Origin of the sequence: Achromobacter animicus, from assembly GCF_040775605.1 — a bacterium.
GTDB lineage: Bacteria > Pseudomonadota > Gammaproteobacteria > Burkholderiales > Burkholderiaceae_B > Achromobacter > Achromobacter animicus.
Window position 1 is genome coordinate 1,056,145 of record NZ_JAYGJK010000001.1, and the last position, 16,898, is coordinate 1,073,042.

General features: G+C 68.1%; 16 protein-coding genes. 9 read left to right on the top strand and 7 right to left on the bottom strand.

The annotated features are described in order from the left end of the window. Positions 1-55 precede the first annotated feature (55 nt). From AB3147_RS04700 to paaG, 3 genes are read left to right on the top strand one after another with little or no spacing between them, the layout of a single operon-like run. Positions 56-1,246 (top strand): acyl-CoA dehydrogenase family protein, encoded by a 1,191-nt coding sequence (locus AB3147_RS04700; RefSeq protein ID WP_239215647.1) that lies wholly within the window; start codon positions 56-58, stop codon positions 1,244-1,246. A gap of 33 nt (positions 1,247-1,279) precedes the next feature. Continuing rightward, complete coding sequence (locus AB3147_RS04705) at positions 1,280-2,392, top strand: acyl-CoA dehydrogenase family protein (RefSeq protein WP_367351484.1); 1,113 nt, start codon at positions 1,280-1,282, stop codon at positions 2,390-2,392. Next, the gene (paaG, locus tag AB3147_RS04710) at positions 2,389-3,195 is read left to right on the top strand and encodes a 2-(1,2-epoxy-1,2-dihydrophenyl)acetyl-CoA isomerase PaaG (RefSeq protein ID WP_286900358.1); all 807 of its coding nucleotides are present in this window, start codon (positions 2,389-2,391) and stop codon (positions 3,193-3,195) included. Before AB3147_RS04705 ends, paaG begins: the two co-directional genes overlap by 4 nt. 12 nt (positions 3,196-3,207) lie before the next feature. Here the strand turns inward: paaG and AB3147_RS04715 are convergent, their stop codons facing one another. After that, the gene (locus tag AB3147_RS04715) at positions 3,208-4,101 is read right to left on the bottom strand and encodes a LysR substrate-binding domain-containing protein (protein WP_367353516.1); all 894 of its coding nucleotides are present in this window, start codon (positions 4,099-4,101) and stop codon (positions 3,208-3,210) included. A 143-nt stretch (positions 4,102-4,244) separates the two neighbouring features. Between AB3147_RS04715 and AB3147_RS04720 the strand changes: the two genes are divergently transcribed. The 4 genes from AB3147_RS04720 to AB3147_RS04735 all read left to right on the top strand — a co-directional run bounded on the left by AB3147_RS04720 (position 4,245) and on the right by AB3147_RS04735 (position 8,063). Continuing rightward, positions 4,245-5,075: an FAS1-like dehydratase domain-containing protein gene (locus AB3147_RS04720; RefSeq protein ID WP_367351485.1), complete on the top strand. Its 831-nt coding sequence runs from the start codon at positions 4,245-4,247 to the stop codon at positions 5,073-5,075. Further along, positions 5,072-6,265 (top strand): CaiB/BaiF CoA transferase family protein, encoded by a 1,194-nt coding sequence (locus tag AB3147_RS04725; RefSeq protein ID WP_343737119.1) that lies wholly within the window; start codon positions 5,072-5,074, stop codon positions 6,263-6,265. Before AB3147_RS04720 ends, AB3147_RS04725 begins: the two co-directional genes overlap by 4 nt. Then, positions 6,262-7,095, top strand: a complete 834-nt coding sequence (locus tag AB3147_RS04730) for an HpcH/HpaI aldolase/citrate lyase family protein (protein ID WP_367351486.1) — start codon at positions 6,262-6,264, stop codon at positions 7,093-7,095. The genes AB3147_RS04725 and AB3147_RS04730 overlap by 4 nt, the downstream gene beginning before the upstream one ends. 71 nt (positions 7,096-7,166) lie before the next feature. Then, positions 7,167-8,063 (top strand): sugar kinase, encoded by an 897-nt coding sequence (locus AB3147_RS04735; protein ID WP_367351487.1) that lies wholly within the window; start codon positions 7,167-7,169, stop codon positions 8,061-8,063. A gap of 145 nt (positions 8,064-8,208) precedes the next feature. Here AB3147_RS04735 and AB3147_RS04740 read toward each other — a convergent pair whose 3' ends face one another. The 4 genes from AB3147_RS04740 to hda are packed head-to-tail and all read right to left on the bottom strand — an operon-like array spanning position 8,209 to position 11,472. Then, a complete protein-coding gene (locus AB3147_RS04740) occupies positions 8,209-8,697 on the bottom strand; it encodes a 2-amino-4-hydroxy-6-hydroxymethyldihydropteridine diphosphokinase (protein WP_367351488.1) in 489 nt (162 codons plus the stop codon). A 4-nt stretch (positions 8,698-8,701) separates the two neighbouring features. Continuing rightward, positions 8,702-10,075, bottom strand: a complete 1,374-nt coding sequence (pcnB, locus tag AB3147_RS04745; RefSeq protein WP_175138851.1) for a polynucleotide adenylyltransferase PcnB — start codon at positions 10,073-10,075, stop codon at positions 8,702-8,704. Beyond that, positions 10,076-10,774 carry an HAD family hydrolase gene (locus tag AB3147_RS04750; protein ID WP_175123270.1) on the bottom strand — a complete coding sequence of 233 codons (699 nt, stop codon included), beginning with the start codon at positions 10,772-10,774 and terminating at the stop codon, positions 10,076-10,078. Then, positions 10,771-11,472: a DnaA regulatory inactivator Hda gene (gene hda, locus AB3147_RS04755; RefSeq protein ID WP_105237474.1), complete on the bottom strand. Its 702-nt coding sequence runs from the start codon at positions 11,470-11,472 to the stop codon at positions 10,771-10,773. The genes AB3147_RS04750 and hda overlap by 4 nt, the downstream gene beginning before the upstream one ends. 340 nt (positions 11,473-11,812) lie before the next feature. On the opposite strand from hda, the gene purM reads away from it, so the two are divergent. Further along, positions 11,813-12,862: a phosphoribosylformylglycinamidine cyclo-ligase gene (gene purM, locus AB3147_RS04760; RefSeq protein ID WP_056320991.1), complete on the top strand. Its 1,050-nt coding sequence runs from the start codon at positions 11,813-11,815 to the stop codon at positions 12,860-12,862. Between the two features lie 198 nt (positions 12,863-13,060). Here purM and miaA read toward each other — a convergent pair whose 3' ends face one another. Further along, positions 13,061-14,020, bottom strand: coding sequence for a tRNA (adenosine(37)-N6)-dimethylallyltransferase MiaA (miaA, locus tag AB3147_RS04765; RefSeq protein WP_367351489.1), 960 nt, complete (start codon positions 14,018-14,020; stop codon positions 13,061-13,063). Position 14,021: 1 nt separating this feature from the next. After that, complete coding sequence (gene mutL / locus AB3147_RS04770; protein ID WP_367351490.1) at positions 14,022-16,064, bottom strand: DNA mismatch repair endonuclease MutL; 2,043 nt, start codon at positions 16,062-16,064, stop codon at positions 14,022-14,024. Between the two features lie 99 nt (positions 16,065-16,163). On the opposite strand from mutL, the gene AB3147_RS04775 reads away from it, so the two are divergent. Continuing rightward, entirely contained in the window at positions 16,164-16,802 is a 639-nt protein-coding gene (locus AB3147_RS04775; protein ID WP_175123266.1) for a VTT domain-containing protein, read from the top strand. The last annotated feature ends 96 nt before the right edge of the window (positions 16,803-16,898 follow it).

The following is a 16,898-nucleotide window of genomic DNA, read 5'->3' on the forward strand; positions in this document are numbered from 1 at the left end:
GCAGATTGTCCGGCCGTACGCGCCGTGGCTAGATACCGGGCAAAGGAGGTGGACCATGAACTTGACCTGGACGCCAGAAGAGCGCCAATTCCGCAAAGCCGTGCGCGCCTTCGCCGCCGAGAAGCTGCCGGAAGACATACGCGCCAAGGTGCTGCGGCACCAGCGGCTGGAACGCGACGACTACGTGCGGTGGCACAACATCCTGGCCGACCAGGGTTGGGGCGCGCCCAACTGGCCGGTCGAACATGGCGGCACGGGGTGGAACGCCTTGCAGCGCCTGATCTTCGAAGTGGAATGCTTCAAGGCGGGCGCGCCGCGGCTGCTGCCGTTCGGCCTGTCCATGATCGGCCCCGTGCTGATGAAATACGGCAGCGCCGAGCAGAAGGCCCGGTTGCTGCCGCGCATGATCCGTGTGGAGGACTGGTGGTGCCAGGGGTATTCCGAGCCGGGCTCCGGTTCCGACCTGGCGTCGCTGAAGACCCGTGCCGTGCGCGATGGCGACGACTACGTGGTCAACGGCCAGAAGACCTGGACCACGCTGGCGCAGTATGCGGACTGGATGTTCTGCCTGGTGCGCACCGATCCCGATGCGCGCGCGCAGCGCGGCATCTCGATGCTGCTGCTGGACATGCGCTCGCCGGGCGTCACGGTGCGGCCCATCCGCACGCTGGACGGCGGCCATGACGTCAACGAAGTCTGGCTGGAAGACGTGCGCGTGCCGGTCGCCAATCTTGTCGGCGAGGAAAACCAGGGCTGGACCTACGCCAAGTACCTGCTCGGCCACGAGCGCACCGGCATTGCGGGCCTGGGCCATTGCCACCGCGAGCTGGGCATCCTGAAAGACATGGCGGCGCGTGCGCAGTCGCGCGGCAGGCCGCTGCTGCAGGACAGCCGGATGCGCGACCGCATCTCGCGTATCGAGGTCGACATCATGGCGCTGGAAATGCTGCTGCTGCGCGTGGCCGCCAGCAACGATGGCACGCCCGGGCCGGAGGCCTCGGTGCTGAAGATCCGCGGGTCCGAGATCCAGCAGGATCTGGCCATGCTGCAGATGGAAGTCGCGGGCCCGGACGCTTGGCCTTATGACCCCGACTGGCTGGTGGCCGGCAACGATTTTCACGGCCCCGGCCCCGAGATGGCTGCCGCCGCCGGCGCCGGCTATGCCGATATGCGCAAGACCTCGATCTATGGCGGCACGACCGAAGTGCAGAAGGGCATCATCGCCCGCCTCGTGCTGGGCGTGTAGGCCCGCCGCGCAACCCCGACAGGAACACGACGCATGGATTTCATCTACACGGAAGAACAGCGCATGCTGGCCGACAGCCTGCGCCGCCTGGTGGACCAGGCATGGACCTTTCCCCAGCGGCGCGCCCGCCAGGCCGCGGGCACGCTGGACCGGCAGGCCTGGAATGCGCTGGCAGAACTGGGCGTGCTGGGCCTGACCATTTCGCAGGACCACGGCGGCTTTGGCGAGGTGCCGGCCAGCCTGCTGCCGGTGCATGTCGAGCTGGGGCGCGGGCTGGTGTCCGAGCCGGTCATCCCGAGCGCGGTGATGGGCGCGGCGTTGGCGGACGGCTGCGGCGAGGCGGCACGCGGCCGCTGGCTGCCGGCCATTGCCTCGGGCGAGGCCATCGCCAGCGTGGCGTGGCAGGAGCCCGGCCGGCGATATGCGGCTGATCCGCAGGACTGCCGTGCTGCGCAGACCGCCGAAGGCTGGCGGCTGGACGGCGCCAAACACCTGGTCTGGCACGGCGCGGCCGCCGATGCGTGGTTCGTCAGCGCGCGCGGTGGTGACGGTCAGACCGTCCTGTTGGCGGTGCCGGCCGATGCGGCCGGCGTGCGCGTGACGGACACGCCCACGCTGGATGGCGCGCGCTGCGCGCGGCTGGACTTCGATGCGGTGACGCTGCCCGCGGAGGCGCTGCTCGCAGAAGGCGCTGCGGCCGACGATGCGCTGGCGCAGGCGTTGCAATGGGGCACGGCCGCGCTGTGCGCGCACGCGGCCGGCGCCATGGAGCGGCTGCTGCAAATCACGGTGGAATACCTGAAGACCCGCAAGCAGTTCGGCCAGCCGCTGGCGTCGTTCCAGGCGCTGCAGCACCGGATGGCCGAGATGCTGGTGGCCAAGGAGCTCGCGCTGTCCATGGCCTATGTGGCGGTGGCGGCGTTGACCGAATCCGACGCGGCGCAGCGGCGCCGCATGATCGCGTCGGCCAAGCTGGAAGCCGCGCGCGCCGGCCGTCTGGTCGCGCAGCTGGCCGTGCAGTTGCACGGCGGTATGGGCATGACGGACGAACTGGAGGTCGGCGATTATTTCAAGCGCCTGACCGTCGTGGATCAATTGATGGGCGATACGGCCGAGCAGCTGGCCGTGCTGGAGGAGTTGGCATGAGCGCGCACGTACCGGCTTTTACTCAGATCCAGTTCACGCTGGACCGCGGTGTGGGCGTCATTACGCTGAACCGTCCCGAGCGCATGAACAGCTTCACCGAGGTCATGCACGGCGAGCTTTCTCGCGCGCTGGACCTGCTGGAAGGGCATGAAAACCTGCGCGGCCTCGTGATCACCGGCGCGGGCCGCGGATTTTGCGCCGGCCAGGACCTGGGCGAACGCAAGCCTGCCGAAGACGGCTCGCGCCGCGATCTGAGCCTGATGCTGGAAAAGTGCTATCGCCCGCTCATCAACCGCCTGCGCGCGTTGCCGGTGCCGGTGGTGTGCATCATGAACGGCGTGGCGGCAGGCGCGGGCGCCAGTCTGGTGCTGGCGTGTGACGTGGTGTTTGCGGTGGAGTCGGCGCGCTTCGTGCAGGCGTTCAGCAAGATCGGCCTGTTGCCCGATGCGGGCGGAACGTGGTTCCTGCCGCGCCTGGTCGGGTCGGCGCGCGCGATGGGCGCGGCGCTGTTCGGGGAATCGGTGTCGGCCGCGCAGGCGGAGGCCTGGGGTCTGATCTGGCGGGTGGTGCCCGACGCGGCGCTGGCGGAAACGATCCAGCAGGTGACGGACACGCTGGCCGCCGGCCCCACGCGCGCCTATGGGGCCACCAAGGCGGCCTTGCAGGCGTCCAGCGGCAACACGCTGGCGCAGCAGTTCGATCTGGAATGCCGCCTGCAGCGCGAGCTGGGCTACACCGACGATTACCTGGAGGGCATGCGCGCCTTCGCGGAAAAGCGGCCGCCGGCGTTCACCGGCAAATGACGCGGCGCAACGTCAGGGCGCTTGCGGCGTCTGGATCTGGTCGATGAGTTCGCGCGCGCAGCCGGGCAGGGCGTCGATGTCGCGCACCAGCAGCTTGCGCTCGCGCACCACCCACGGCTCGTCCAGCTCGACAACTTGCAGCTTGGTGTCTGCCCCGTAGCGGCGCGCGGCCGAGTCGGGAATGACGCCGACGCCCACGCCCGCCTGCACCATGCGGCAGATCGAGTCGAAGCTGTAGAGCTGGATGCGCTGCGGCAGGCGCTGGCCGACGCGTTCCAGCTGGTCGCGCAGGAAGGCCACGAGCGTGGAGCCTTCGTGCATGGTGATGAACGGATAGCGCACGGCGTCCACCAGCTTGACCTTGTCCTGGTCCTGCAACGGATGGCCGTTGGGCACCACCAGCACCAGGCGGTCGGTGCTGAAGTGGATGGTCTGCAATTCGGGTGCATCCACCGGACCCGCGACGATGCCCAGGTCGGTGGTGCCATCCAGCACGCCGCGCACGATGTCGCGCGTCAGGCGTTCCTGCAGATCGACCGTGACGCCCGGATGGCCCGACAGGAATTGCGCCAGGATGTCCGGCATGAATTCCGTGACGGCCGTGGTGTTGGCAAAGATGCGGATGTGGCCGGCGTCGCCGTCGGCCTGTTCCTGGAAGTCGTGTTTCAGGTGATCCACCTGCCGCATGATGACGCGCGCATGCTGCAGCAGTTTCTGCCCGGCAGGCGTGATTTCCACGCCGCGGCTGTCGCGGTAGAGCAGGCGGGAATTGAGCTGGTTCTCCAGCGCCTTGATTCGCACGCTGACCGCGGCCAGGGACAGATGCGCCCGCTTGGCTGCCTGCGTCAGGCTGGGGGATTCGGCGATGTGGATGAACAGTCGGAGGTCGGCAAGGTCGAAGTGCATGGGCCATATATTACGGCGGCCGCCGCCGGCGCGGATGGCCGATTCAGGCGCAGCAAACCCCGCCTTGAGGAAAAACGAATTCACACGCCCGTCGGCTTGCGGGCATGCTTCAGGCTGTAAAAACACCACCAGAGGAACTCGGCATGACATCTACAGATCCGGCCGCGTGGATCGGCAGCGGCGAACGCAAGGCGGACGCCATGGATCCCGGCCACGCCGCGCGTATCGCCGCCACCCTGGGCGGTCCGGTGCCGGCCGAGGGCGACGACCTGCCGCCGCTGTGGCAATGGGCATTCTTCATCTCCACCGTAGGCATGGACGGGTTGGGGACGGATGGCCACCCGTCGCGCGGCGGTTTCCTGCCGCCCGCGCAGGACCGCAACCGCATGTGGGCGGGCGGCCGGGTGGAATTCCGCCAGCCGCTCAAGGTCGGCGTGCCGGCCGAGCGCGTGTCCACCGTGGCCGAGGTCAAGGAAAAGACCGGCCGCACCGGCTCCCTGCTGTTCGTGACCGTGCAGCATGAATACCGGCAGTCGGGCGAAGTGGCCATCCTGGAAGAGCAGGACATCGTGTACCGCCAGCCCACGCCGCCCAAGCTCACCGGCAGCGAGCCGGCGCCGCAGGCGCAATGGCGCGACACGGTCAATCCCACGTCGGTGCTGCTGTTCCGCTATTCGGCCGTCACCTTCAACGGCCATCGCATCCACTACGACCATCCCTATGTCACCGGCGTCGAAGGCTATCCCGGCCTGGTGGTCCACGGCCCGCTCATCGCCACCGAGATGGTTGCCGCCTTTGCGCGGGCGCATCCCAAGGCCCGCCTCACGCATCTCGCCTACCGCGGCCTGCGTCCGCTGATTTCCCCCGCGCCTTTCCAGGTTGCCGGCCGCCTGTCCGAGCCGGGCGTCGCCCAGCTCTGGGCCGAGCAGGACGGCACGCTGGCCCATCAAGCCGAATTGAGGTTCACCGAATGAACATGCAGGCCTCCCGCCCGCTGGACGGCATCACCGTCGTCAGCCTGGAACACGCCATCGCCGCGCCTTTCTGCACCCGCCAACTGGCGGACATGGGCGCGCGCGTCATCAAGATCGAACGCCCCGGGACCGGCGACTTCGCCCGCGGCTACGACGAGCGCGTGCGAGGCCTGTCCTCGCACTTCGTCTGGACCAACCGCTCCAAGGAAAGCCTGACGCTGGACCTCAAGCGCGACGAAGCCGGCGGCATCATGGACCGTCTGCTGGAATCGGCCGACGTGCTGGTGCAGAACCTGGCGCCAGGCGCCGCGGCCCGCCTGGGCCTGTCGTTCGAGGCGCTGCACCAGAAATACCCGCGCCTCATCGTCTGCGACATTTCGGGCTACGGCGAGGGCGGCCCCTACCAGGACAAGAAGGCCTACGACCTCCTCATCCAGAGCGAAAGCGGCTTCCTGTCGGTCACCGGCACGAAGGACGATCCGGTCAAGGCAGGGTGTTCCATCGCGGACATCGCCGCGGGCATGTACGCCTATTCGGCCATCCTGAACGCGCTGCTGCTGCGCCAGCGCACGGGCCTGGGCAGCCGCCTGGACGTGTCCATGCTGGAGAGCATGGTCGAGTGGATGGGTTTCCCCATGTACTACGCCTTTGATGGCGCCGCGCCGCCCGTGCGCGCGGGCGCGGCGCATGCCTCCATCTATCCGTACGGGCCGTTCCCGGTGGGCGGCGGATCCACCATCATGCTGGGCCTGCAGAACGAACGCGAATGGCGCGTCTTCTGCGCCCAGGTGCTGCGCCAGGCCGAGCTGGCCGAAGACCCGCGCTTCATCTCCAATTCGCTGCGCACCGCCAACCGCGACGCGCTGCGCGCGCTGATCGTTGCCGCGTTTGCCGACCTGTCCATCGAGCAGGTGACGCAACGCCTGGAAGACGCGCAGATCGCCAATGCGCGCGTCAACGACATGGCCGGCGTGTGGGCGCATCCGCAATTGCAGGCGCGCCAGCGCTGGAGCGAGGTCGATAGCCCCGCCGGCATGCTGCCGGCACTGCTGCCGCCCGCCACCAGCAACGCGTTCACGGCGCACATGGGGCCTGTGCCCGCGGTGGGCCAAAACACCGATGCGGTGCTAGCATCTCTGGGATACGCGCCGGATCAGGTGGCGCAGTTCCATGCCTCGGAGGTTGTGTGACGCATCCCGTCGTTCGTAGCGCCCTGTTTGTGCCGGCCTCGCGGCCCGAACGCATCCCCAAAGCGCTGGCTGCGGGCGCGGACGCCGTCATCGTGGACCTGGAAGACGCCGTGGAGCACTTGGCCAAGGCGTCGGCCCGAGAAGCCCTGTGCGATTTCCTGGGCTTGAATCGCGAGGCCCGGCTCTGGGTGCGCATCAACGACGCCTCCACGTCCTGGCACGACGACGATCTCAAGGCCTGCCGCGGCAGGGCCGGCGTGGCAGGCATCCTGCTGCCCAAGGCCGAAAGCATGATGCAGGTGCGGCACGCAGCCCAGACCGGCTGTCCCGTGATTCCCATTCTTGAAACCGCGCAGGGCATTCTCAATGCCGGCGAGATCGCCGCCACCCCTGGTGTCGCGCGGCTGGCGTTCGGCAGTCTGGATTACAGCCTGGACCTGGGCCTGACGCCCGACACGCCGGGCGCCGAAACCGTGCTGGACCACGCCCGGGTGCAGGTGCTGCTGCATACCCGTGCCGCGGGCCTGGCGCCTGCGTTGGACGGCGTCTTTCCCGGCGTGCAGGATCAGGCCGGGCTGGCCGCGGCAGCCGGCCGTGCGCAGCAGATGGGCTTTGGCGGCATGCTGTGCATCCATCCCACGCAAGTCCCCGTCATCCACGCCGCCTTCGTGCCGGACCAGCAGGAACTCGACTGGGCGCGGCGGGTCATCGCCGCGCATCGCGACACGGCCGCGGGCACGTTCATGCTGGATGGCAAGATGGTCGACGCACCTGTCATCGCACGGGCGCGGCTGGTGCTGGCGCAGGCGGGCGAATCCGCGCGCGGCTGAATCCCGCGCCGGCGCCTCGTCCAGACCCTGCGCCGAGGCGCCCCGCGCATACAACCTGACAAGGCGGGCCCATGGGCGAGGCGCTTTTCATCGGACATACCTACATCGACGTCACCGTGCTGGCCGACGAATGGCCCACGGGCGACCAGAAAAGCGTGGCGCGCGACTACGCGGTCTCGTTCGGCGGCAATGCGGTGACGGCGGCGTTTGCCTGCGCGCGGCTGGGGGTGCCGCCCGATCTGATCTGCTCGCTGGCGCCCGACTGGCTGGGCCACATGTACTCGGACATGGCGGCCGCGCATGGCGTCACGCTGCACGCGCGCCAAGTGCGGCGCTCCTCGCTGTCGTTCATCATGCCCAACCACGGCAAGCGCGCCATCGTCCGCGCGCGCGACGCGGGCTACCTGAACGACTTCCCCCGGCTGGACATCGGTGGCTATCGCGCCCTGCATCTGGACGGCCATCAGCCCGACGCCGCGCTGCATTACGCGCGCGCCTGCCGCCAGGCCGGCGTGCTGACTTCGCTGGACGGGGGCGGCATGCGCGAGAACACCGACGAACTGCTGCGCCATATCGACGTGGCCGTGTGCGCCGAGCGCATGTGCGAGCAGCTAGGTCTGTCTCCGGAACGGCTGCTGGATCTGCTGAAGGCGCGCGGCTGCCGCATCGGCGCGGTGACGCTCGGCGAGCGCGGCATGCTGTGGTACGACGAGACGGGGCGCGTCGACACGCTGCCGTCGCTTGACGTGCCGGCTGCGCGCATCATCGACACGTCGGGCGCGGGCGACGTGTTTCACGGCGCGTATGTGTGGTCCTATCTGACGCGGCCGGATCAGCCTTGGATCGAGCACTTCACGTTTGCGCGGGCGGCGTCCGCGCACAAGATCCAGCATCTGGGGAACGAGGCGGGGCTGCCGGGGGTGGAAGACGTCGAGCGGGCGATGATGGCGTTTACGCCGAAGGCGTGAGGGCTGGCACGCGGCGCGCCATGTGTCGCGCTATGTGTCGTGCTATGTGTCGCGTCATGTGCTGCGCAATGTGCCGCGCAATGTGCCGCGCAATGTGCCGCGCGAATCCGCAGGCGCGCATTGCGCCGCGCTGCTGATCCTGCGCTCAGGGTGCGATTCGTTCGATCGGCTGATCGTGGATCGCGTCGATCCATGCGTCAAGCGGCTGTCCTTGCACGGCCAAGCCGGGCGCAAGATCGCGCAGCGGCAGCAGCACGAAGGCGCGCAGATGCAGGCGGGGATGCGGCAGGATCAGCCGCGCGTCATCCAGTCGCGTATCGCCGTGCAGCAGCAGATCCAGATCGAGGGTGCGGGGGGCATTGCGGTAGGGGCGCAGGCGGCCGTGTTCGTTTTCAAGCGCCTGCAGGACGTCCAGCAATGCCAGCGGCGCGAGGACGGTGTCCACAGCCGCCACGGCGTTGATGAAGTCGGGGCCGGTGGCGTCCACCGGCGCGCTGCGGTAGAACGGTGAGGCCGTTACCGCGGTGACGCCCGGGGTGGCCTGCAACTGCGCCAGGACCTGGCGCAGGGTGGCCGCGCTGTCGCCCAGGTTGGCGCCCAGGCCGACATAGGCGCGCACGGACGGCTGCGGCATGGGGTTACTCGCCGGCGGGCGCGCTGCGCGGTCCGCTGCGGCGCGGACGGCGGCGCCGGCGCGCGGGAGAGGCCGTGCCCGTGGCCGCATCGGAGGCTTCGCGCGGCTGGCGCGAGATTTCCTCGATCATCTCGGCGCGGGTGTCGTCGTCGGCATTGGCCAGATCCATCCACCATTGCGCCAGCACGCTGTCGAACTCGCCGGCGGCGGCGCGCAGCTGCAGGAAGTCGCAGGCGGCGCGGAAGCGCGGCTGCTCGATCATGCGGTAGATGGTCTTGCCCATGCGGCGCTCGAACCGCGGCTGCATGAACCAGATTTCGCGCATGTCGGACGAGAAGCGGCGCTGGATGGCGAGCTTCTCGGTCTGTTCGTCCAGCACCGAGTCCGCCGCCGTCGACAGCGCGGGGATGGTGTGCTCGCCCTGGGCGCGCAGCTGCTTCCAGCGCACGTCCACCTGCTGCCACAACAGCGCGGCAAAGAGGAAGCTGGGGCTGATGGTCTTGCCAGCGCGCACGCGCGCATCGGTGCGTTCCAGCGCCAGTTCCACGAAGTGTTCGCCGCCGGGTTGCTCAAGCACGACGTCCAGGAGCGGCAAGAGGCCGTTGTGCAGGCCGTCGGCGCGCAACTGGCGCAGGCAGTCCATGGCATGGCCGCAGGTCAGCAGCTTGAGCATCTCGTCGAACAGGCGCGAGGCCGGCACGTTTTCGATGAGGTCGGCCATCGTGCTGATGGGCTGGCGCGTGGCCGGGTCGATCGTGCCGTTCAGCTTGGCGGCAAAGCGCACCGCGCGCAGCATGCGGACCGGGTCTTCGCGGTAGCGCTTGACGGGGTCGCCGATGATGCGGATCTGGCGCTTCTTCAGGTCGGCCACGCCGTCGTGGTAGTCGATGACTTCCTCGTTGTGCGGGTCGTAGTACAGCGCGTTCATGGTGAAGTCGCGGCGCTTGGCGTCTTCTTCCTGCGAACCGAAGACGTTGTCGCGCAGGATGCGGCCGTGCTCGTCGGTCTCCTGGTCTTCCGAGGCGGGCGCGCGGAAGGTGGAGGTCTCGATGATTTCCTGGCCGAACACGACGTGCACCAGCTGGAAGCGGCGGCCGATGATGCGCGCGCGGCGGAACAGCGGGCGGATCTGTTCGGGCGTGGCGTTGGTGGCTACGTCGAAGTCCTTGGGCTCCAGTCCGACGATCAGGTCGCGCACCGCGCCGCCCACGATATAGGCTTCGTAGCCGTGCTGGCGCAGCACCTCGCACACCTTGATGGCGTGGCGCGACACGTTGCGGCGATCGATGCCGTGCTTGTCGCGCGCGATGCGCAACGGCCCCTTGGGTGTCGGCGCGAAGAGCCGGCCGACGAATTTTCTTATGGTTTCAGTGATCATTTAGGACTTCGAATCTTCCATGTGGTCGAACAGGTCGATCACTTGCCAGCCGCGTTCCTGTGCGATGGCGCGCAGGGTGGGGCTGGGGTTGGCGGCAATTGGACGGGTCACTTTTTCGAGCAGCGGCACATCATTGACCGAATCGCTATAGAAAAACGATTCGGAGAAATCCGCAACCCCCAGGCCCATGCCGGCGAGCCAGTCGTTGACGCGCACGACCTTGCCTTCCTTGAAGCTGGGCGTGCCCAGGATGCGGCCGGTGTAGCGGCCGCGCAGGTACTCGGCGTCGGTCGCGACCAGGTGGGGCACGCCGAAGGCGCGGGCGATCGGGGCGGTGACGAAGCTGTTGGTGGCCGTGACGATGGCGCAGAGGTCGCCGGCTTCGAGGTGGCTGTCGACGAGGTCGCGGGCAGCCGGTGTGATGGACGGGCGGATGACTTCGCCCATGAAGGTTTCGTGCCAGGCGGCCAGGTCGTACGGCGAATGCGCAGCCAGCAGGCCCAGCATGAATTCGGCGGCCTGTTCGGCCGTGAGTTCGCCGCGGTTGTAGCGGTCCATCAGATCGTCATTCAGGCGGCGGGCTTCGACGGGATCGCCCGCGCGGCCTGTGCGCGCCAGATAGTCGGCCCATTGGTAGTCGCTGTCGAGCGGCAGCAAGGTGTGATCCAGGTCGAACAGGGCGAGACGTCGGGTGGTCATGTGCGTTGTGAATCAGGATCTGCGAGCATGGCGCGCAGCAGGGGGAGGGTGATGGGGCGGCCGGTGGCCAATGAATAACGGTCCAGCGCGTCGAGCAACGCGGCAAGCTTGCGGATGTCGCGTTCGTGGTGCGTGAGCATCCAGTTGATGATTTCGGGCGCCAGATGCAGCCCGCGTTCGGCGGCCTGCGCGGACAGCGCGGCCAGCTTGTCGGCGTCGGACAGCGGATCCAGGCGGAACACCAGATCCCAGCCCAGTCGCGTGCGCAGGTCTTCGCGCAGCGGCATCGACAGCGGCGCGCGGTCGCCGGCCAGCGCCAGCGCAAAGGCGCGCTGCGTGGCGGCGGATTCGCGCCACCGGTTGTACAGCGCAAACAGGGCAGCCTGGCGGCTGTCGTCCATGCGGTGCACGTCGTCGACCGCCACGAACTTGGGCATGGGCGATTTGGAATCAGCCTCGGCCAGGCGGCGCAGCATGTTTTCGCCGTTGGCGGGGTCTACGTAGACGGCATCGGGCCGGGCGGTAAGCGCGCGCAAGAGGTGGGTGCGGCCGCAGCCGGCGGCGCCCCAGATGTACAGGGCCCGTCCGGGCTTGAGCGCACGCACGGCCGCCACCGCTTCTCCGTTGGGGCCGGCGATGTAGTTGTTCAGCGATGGCGCTGGCGCGGGGAGAACGTCAAGCAGCAGCTGGCGGTTCATGAGAGTTAGCAATCGGGCTTTTCAGGGGCGCTGGAATAGCCATGTTCAGGGGCGCCGGAAGAGCCATTTTCAAAGGCGCCGGAATAGCCAATTCGGGGCGCCACAAAAAGCCAGGAAAAAAAGCCAAGAAAAATCGGTGATGCAAGGGCCATGTAGAAACTGGCAAAATCAATACCGGCCAACCCTACACTTTAAACCACCTGGGGCGCTGATGTCGCGTCGGAACGCTCGGCCTGGCGTGGGTTTGCGCCTTACGCGCCTGTCCGTGCCCGCGTCATCGTAAAATGCAGGGCGTTCCACCAAAATCCCAGCAATTGTTACATACCCCACGGCATTTCTCATGACGAACCAACCTAAAGCCCCCCTGACCTACCGCGACGCCGGTGTCGACATCGACGCAGGCGACGCCCTGGTCGACCGAATCAAACCCCTTGCCGCGCGCACCATGCGTCCCGGGGTGCTGGCCGGTATCGGCGGCTTTGGCGGCCTGTTCGAAGTGCCCAAGACCTACAAGGAGCCGGTGCTGGTTTCCGGCACCGACGGCGTGGGCACCAAGCTGCGTCTCGCGTTCGACTGGAACCGCCACGACACGGTCGGCATCGACCTGGTCGCCATGAGCGTCAACGACATCCTGGTGCAGGGCGCCGAGCCGCTGTTCTTCCTGGACTACTTCGGCTGCGGCAAGCTGTCGGTGGACACGGCGGCGGCGGTGGTGGGCGGCATTGCCAAGGGCTGCGAACTGTCGGGCTGCGCCCTGATCGGCGGCGAAACCGCCGAAATGCCGGGCATGTACCCGGACGGCGAATACGATCTGGCCGGCTTCGCGGTGGGCGCGGTGGAAAAGTCCAAGATCATCGACGGCAAGTCCATCAAGGCGGGTGACGTGGTCCTGGGCCTGGCGTCCAGCGGCGCGCACTCCAACGGCTACTCGCTGCTGCGCAAGATCCTGGAACGCGCCGGCGCCAAGCCGGACGACGATTTCCACGGCCAGAAGATGGTGGACGTGGTCATGGCCCCGACCCGCATCTACGTGAAGCAGGTGCTGGCCGCGCTGGCCAAGCACGGCACCGACATCAAGGGTCTGGCCCACATCACGGGCGGCGGCCTGCTGGACAACGTGCCGCGCATCCTGCAGGACGGTCTTGCCGCCAAGCTGCACCGCGACGCCTGGGAAATGCCCAAGCTGTTCCAGTGGCTGCAGGAGCAGGGCGGCGTCGAAGACACCGAGATGTACCGCGTCTTCAACTGCGGCATCGGCATGGTGCTGGTGGTGGACCCGGCCCAGGCCGACGCCATCGCCGCCACGCTGCGCGAGCAGGGCGAGACGGTCAGCAAGCTGGGCGAGATCGTTCCCCAGGAAGCCGGCATGGCGCAGACCTTCGTGGTGTGATGCCGCGGCGATAGCGCTGAAATGAAATGACCGCCGTGATGGCGGTCATTTTTTTTTGTGTCGCGAGCGGTCGCCCGGGCACCACGCTCTCGAAGGTGTCTGACACCCCAACGAGACCGACTTCATCCTGCGGTGCTGTCTCAGGGGGTGTCAGACACCATCGAGAGACACCCTCGAATCAGGAAGTGTTGCCGCCCGTCAATCCGCCAGCGCCACTGCCACGGCGTCGATCGTCTGCGCGACGGCGTCGGCGGCCAGGCAGTCCACGATCAGGCGCTCAGGCTGGGCGCGCAGCCAGGTGATCTGGCGCTTGGCCAGTTGCCGCGTCGCCGCGATGCCCTGTTCGCGGGCGGTATCCAGGTCGATCGCGCCGTCCAGGTGCGCCCACATCTGCCGGTAGCCCACGCACCGCACCGACGGCAGGCCGGGATGCAGGTCGGCGCGGGCGTGCAGGCCGCGCACCTCGTCAAGCAGGCCTTGCCGCAGCATGGCGTCAAAGCGCTGTTCGATGCGCGCGTGCAGCGCGGCGCGGTCCGAGGGTTCCAGGCTGATGGTCAGATACCGGTTGGCGCCGTCGTCCGGCTTGCGCTCGGCCCGCTGCAGCAGCGCCGACATCGGCTGGCCGGACAACTGGCAGATTTCCAGAGCGCGCTGGATGCGCTGGCTGTCGTTGGGCGCGAGGCGCGCGGCGGTGATGGGGTCCAGCACCGCCAGCTCGGCATGCAGGGCGGGCCAGCCCAGGCGGGCGGCGCGCGCTTCCAGTTCGGCGCGCAGGGCAGGATCGGCCTGCGGCAGATCGTCCAGGCCGTCGCGCAGCGCCTTGTAGTACATCATCGTGCCGCCCGCCAATAGCGGAATGCGGCCGCGCGCGCGAATCTCCCCGATCAGGCGCAGCGCATCGGCGCGGAATTCCGCGGCCGAATACGACTGGGCAGGATCCAGGATGTCCAGCAGGTGCTGCGGCACGCGGGCCTGCTCTTCTGCAGACGGCTTGGCCGTGCCGATGTCCATGCCGCGGTAGATCGTGGCCGAATCCACGTTGACGATTTCGAGCGGCCAGCGTTCGGCGAGCGCCAGCGTGGACGCGCTCTTGCCGGCCGCGGTGGGGCCGGCAAGGCAGATGACCGGGAGCGATGCGGGAGATTGGGAAGACGACAAGCTATTGTCCGCGCAGAAAGAGCTTGTCCAGGTCCGACATGGACCACTGCACCCAGGTGGGCCGCCCGTGATTGCACTGGTCGGCCCGTTCCGTGGTTTCCATCTGGCGCAGCAAGCCGTTCATCTCTTCAAGCGTGAGCTTGCGGTTGGCGCGCACGGACCCGTGGCAGGCCATGGTCGAGAGCAGTTCGTTGCGCTGTTCGGTGAGCAGTCGCGACACGCCGACGGCGCCCAGGTCGCGCAGCACGGCGCGGGCCAGGGTTTCGATGTCGCCGCGCGCCAGGATGGCCGGCACCGACCGCACGGCGATGGACGTGGGGCCTGACGGGCGCATCTCGAAACCCAGGTCGTTCAACTGTTCTTCGAACTCCTCGACCAGCGCCACATCCTTTTCCTGCGCGTGAAACACTACGGGCACCAGCAGGTCCTGGCGCGGCAGGCTGCGCGCGTCCAGGGCCTGCTTGAGCTGCTCGTAGACCACGCGCTCGTGCGCGGCGTGCATGTCCACCAGCACCATGCCGCGGCGGTTCTGCGCCAGGATGTAGACGCCGTGCAGCTGCGCCACCGCCATGCCCAGCGGGTGTTCTTCGTCGGCCGGTAACGCGGCGGACGCGGGCGCCGGTTCGCGCAGGGGCGCGGTGCGGGCCGTGGTGTCGTCGGTCAGCGGGCGATAGAGCGATTGCCAGTCGGCGGCCGGGATCCCGGCCGGTTCGGCGTGCAGGCGGAAGGGGACCTGGGTGTGCGGGCGCTGGGGGGCGGGAGAGGGGCGCAGGCCGTAGGCGGCGCCGTTGCCCGGGCCGCCGCTTGCGCCAGGGTAAGCGCCGGCATTCGAGCCGCCAGCCGCGGCGCCGTTCAAGCCGCCATTGCCGCCAATCGTGCTGCCGTAGCCGCCATTCACGCCGCCGTAGCCCGGGCGCGGAGATTCCGTCGTGGACGGCGAGGCCGGCCGGTAAGCCGGTGCGGCGGAGTCGGTCGAGGTCGCGTCGCCCGCCGGGCGCGCCACGGTTTCAAATTCGGCGTCTTCAGCGTGCCCCGCAGGCGCCACGGCCGACGAGCCGCCCATCTGGGCCAGCGTCTGGCTGACCGCGTGCGAGACAAAGCGGTGCACGGCGCCGCTGTCGCGGAAACGGACCTCGTGCTTGGCCGGGTGGACGTTCACGTCCACGGCGGCGGGGTCGATGTCCAGGAACAGCACGTACGCGGGCTGACGGTCGCCGTGCAGCACGTCGGCATAGGCCGAGCGCAGCGCGTGGCTGACGGTGCGGTCCCGCACGTAGCGGCCGTTCACGTAGAGGTATTGGCGGTCGGCGCGGGCGCGGGCGGCGGTCGGCCGGGTAATCATGCCGGCCAGGCTGACCGTGCCGACCGAATGCGACAGCAGCAGGCCGTGCTCGGCGAATTCGGCGCCCAGCACGTCGCGGATGCGCTGCGGCGGGTCGGCCGGCAGCCATTGGCGCTGCGCGCGGTCGTGGTGGAACAGGCGGAAGGCGATCTGCGGATGCGCCAGCGCGATGCGCTCCATGGCGTCGACGCAATGGCCGAACTCGGTGGCTTCGGAACGCAGGAATTTGCGGCGGGCCGGCACGGCGTCGAACAGCTGGCGCACGTCGACCGTGGTGCCGGGCGGGCCGGACGCGGGGCCGACCTGCATGCTGCCCGCGTCGATCTGCCAGGCGTGATCGCCGTCGCGGGTGCGGGAGATGATGGACACCTGGGCGACCGACGCAATGGACGCCAGCGCTTCGCCGCGGAACCCCATGGAAGCGACCGATTCCAGCTCGTTCAGCGAACGGATCTTGCTGGTGGCGTGGCGGGCCAGCGCCAGGGGCAGTTCCTCGGGCGGAATGCCGCCGCCATCGTCCGTGACGGCGATACGCCGGATGCCGCCGCCTTCGAGGCGGACCTCGATGGCGCGCCCGCCCGCGTCGATGGCGTTTTCAAGGATTTCCTTGAGCACGGACGCGGGGCGCTCGATGACCTCGCCAGCGGCGATCTGGCTGATCAGCAGGTCGGGAAGCGCAAGGATGGAACGACGTTCGGTCATGAGGCCCAGATCTTATGTAGCAGTGCGGACGATTTTAGCGTCATGCCCCGGTCGGCTATAGTCGCTGACAAATTCCACTCGGATATCAGGGCCGCTTCAATGCTTGAGTTTTTCAATATGGTGCTTCACATCGACCAGACGCTTGGCCTTTGGGTCGAGCAGTACGGCGTGTGGGTGTACCTGGTGCTGTTTCTCATCGTCTTTGCGGAGACGGGGCTGGTCGTGCTGCCCTTCCTGCCGGGCGACTCGCTGCTGTTCATCGCCGGGGCCTTTGGCGCGACAGGGCATATCGACCCCGTTTTGATGTCGGTGTTGCTCATCGTCGCCGCCGTGACCGGCAACTCGCTGAACTACGCCATCGGCCGTTACATCGGGCCGCGGGTGTTCTCGATGAACCTGCGCTTTCTGGACCGCGGTGCGCTGATGCGCACGCACGCGTTCTACGAAAAGCACGGCGGCAAGACGATCGTGATGTCGCGCTTCATTCCGGTGGTGCGCACATTCGCGCCCTTCGTGGCGGGCGTGGCCGAGATGTCGATGGCGCGCTTCCAGCTGTTCAACATCATGGGCGCGCTGTTGTGGGTGATCAGCCTGGTGGCGGCGGGTTACTTCTTTGGCAATATCCCGATCATCCGCGATCACCTGAACACCATCGTGTTGGTGGGCCTGGCGGCGGCGGTCGTGCCGGTAGTGGGGGCCGGTGTCCTCAAGCTGGTGCGCGCGCGCCGCACGCAATAGCGACCGCGCAGCGCAAACAAAAAGGCTATGCGCCGGAAGGTGCATAGCCTTTTTTTGTGGACCCTGAAATGGGTCCAAGCGCGGGGCCGAATCCCG

What these genes read in the sequence shown, in the direction of transcription:
- AB3147_RS04735 (WP_367351487.1), top strand. Translation starts at nt 7,167, where the DNA reads ATGGGCGAGGCGCTTTTCATCGGACATACCTACATCGACGTCACCGTG.
- hda (WP_105237474.1), bottom strand. Translation starts at nt 11,472, where the DNA reads ATGAACCGCCAGCTGCTGCTTGACGTTCTCCCCGCGCCAGCGCCATCG.
- AB3147_RS04715 (WP_367353516.1), bottom strand. Translation starts at nt 4,101, where the DNA reads ATGCACTTCGACCTTGCCGACCTCCGACTGTTCATCCACATCGCCGAA.
- AB3147_RS04740 (WP_367351488.1), bottom strand. Translation starts at nt 8,697, where the DNA reads ATGCCGCAGCCGTCCGTGCGCGCCTATGTCGGCCTGGGCGCCAACCTG.
- mutL (WP_367351490.1), bottom strand. Translation starts at nt 16,064, where the DNA reads ATGACCGAACGTCGTTCCATCCTTGCGCTTCCCGACCTGCTGATCAGC.
- pcnB (WP_175138851.1), bottom strand. Translation starts at nt 10,075, where the DNA reads ATGATCACTGAAACCATAAGAAAATTCGTCGGCCGGCTCTTCGCGCCG.
- AB3147_RS04700 (WP_239215647.1), top strand. Translation starts at nt 56, where the DNA reads ATGAACTTGACCTGGACGCCAGAAGAGCGCCAATTCCGCAAAGCCGTG.
- AB3147_RS04775 (WP_175123266.1), top strand. Translation starts at nt 16,164, where the DNA reads ATGCTTGAGTTTTTCAATATGGTGCTTCACATCGACCAGACGCTTGGC.
- AB3147_RS04705 (WP_367351484.1), top strand. Translation starts at nt 1,280, where the DNA reads ATGGATTTCATCTACACGGAAGAACAGCGCATGCTGGCCGACAGCCTG.
- AB3147_RS04750 (WP_175123270.1), bottom strand. Translation starts at nt 10,774, where the DNA reads ATGACCACCCGACGTCTCGCCCTGTTCGACCTGGATCACACCTTGCTG.
- AB3147_RS04720 (WP_367351485.1), top strand. Translation starts at nt 4,245, where the DNA reads ATGACATCTACAGATCCGGCCGCGTGGATCGGCAGCGGCGAACGCAAG.
- purM (WP_056320991.1), top strand. Translation starts at nt 11,813, where the DNA reads ATGACGAACCAACCTAAAGCCCCCCTGACCTACCGCGACGCCGGTGTC.
- AB3147_RS04725 (WP_343737119.1), top strand. Translation starts at nt 5,072, where the DNA reads ATGAACATGCAGGCCTCCCGCCCGCTGGACGGCATCACCGTCGTCAGC.
- paaG (WP_286900358.1), top strand. Translation starts at nt 2,389, where the DNA reads ATGAGCGCGCACGTACCGGCTTTTACTCAGATCCAGTTCACGCTGGAC.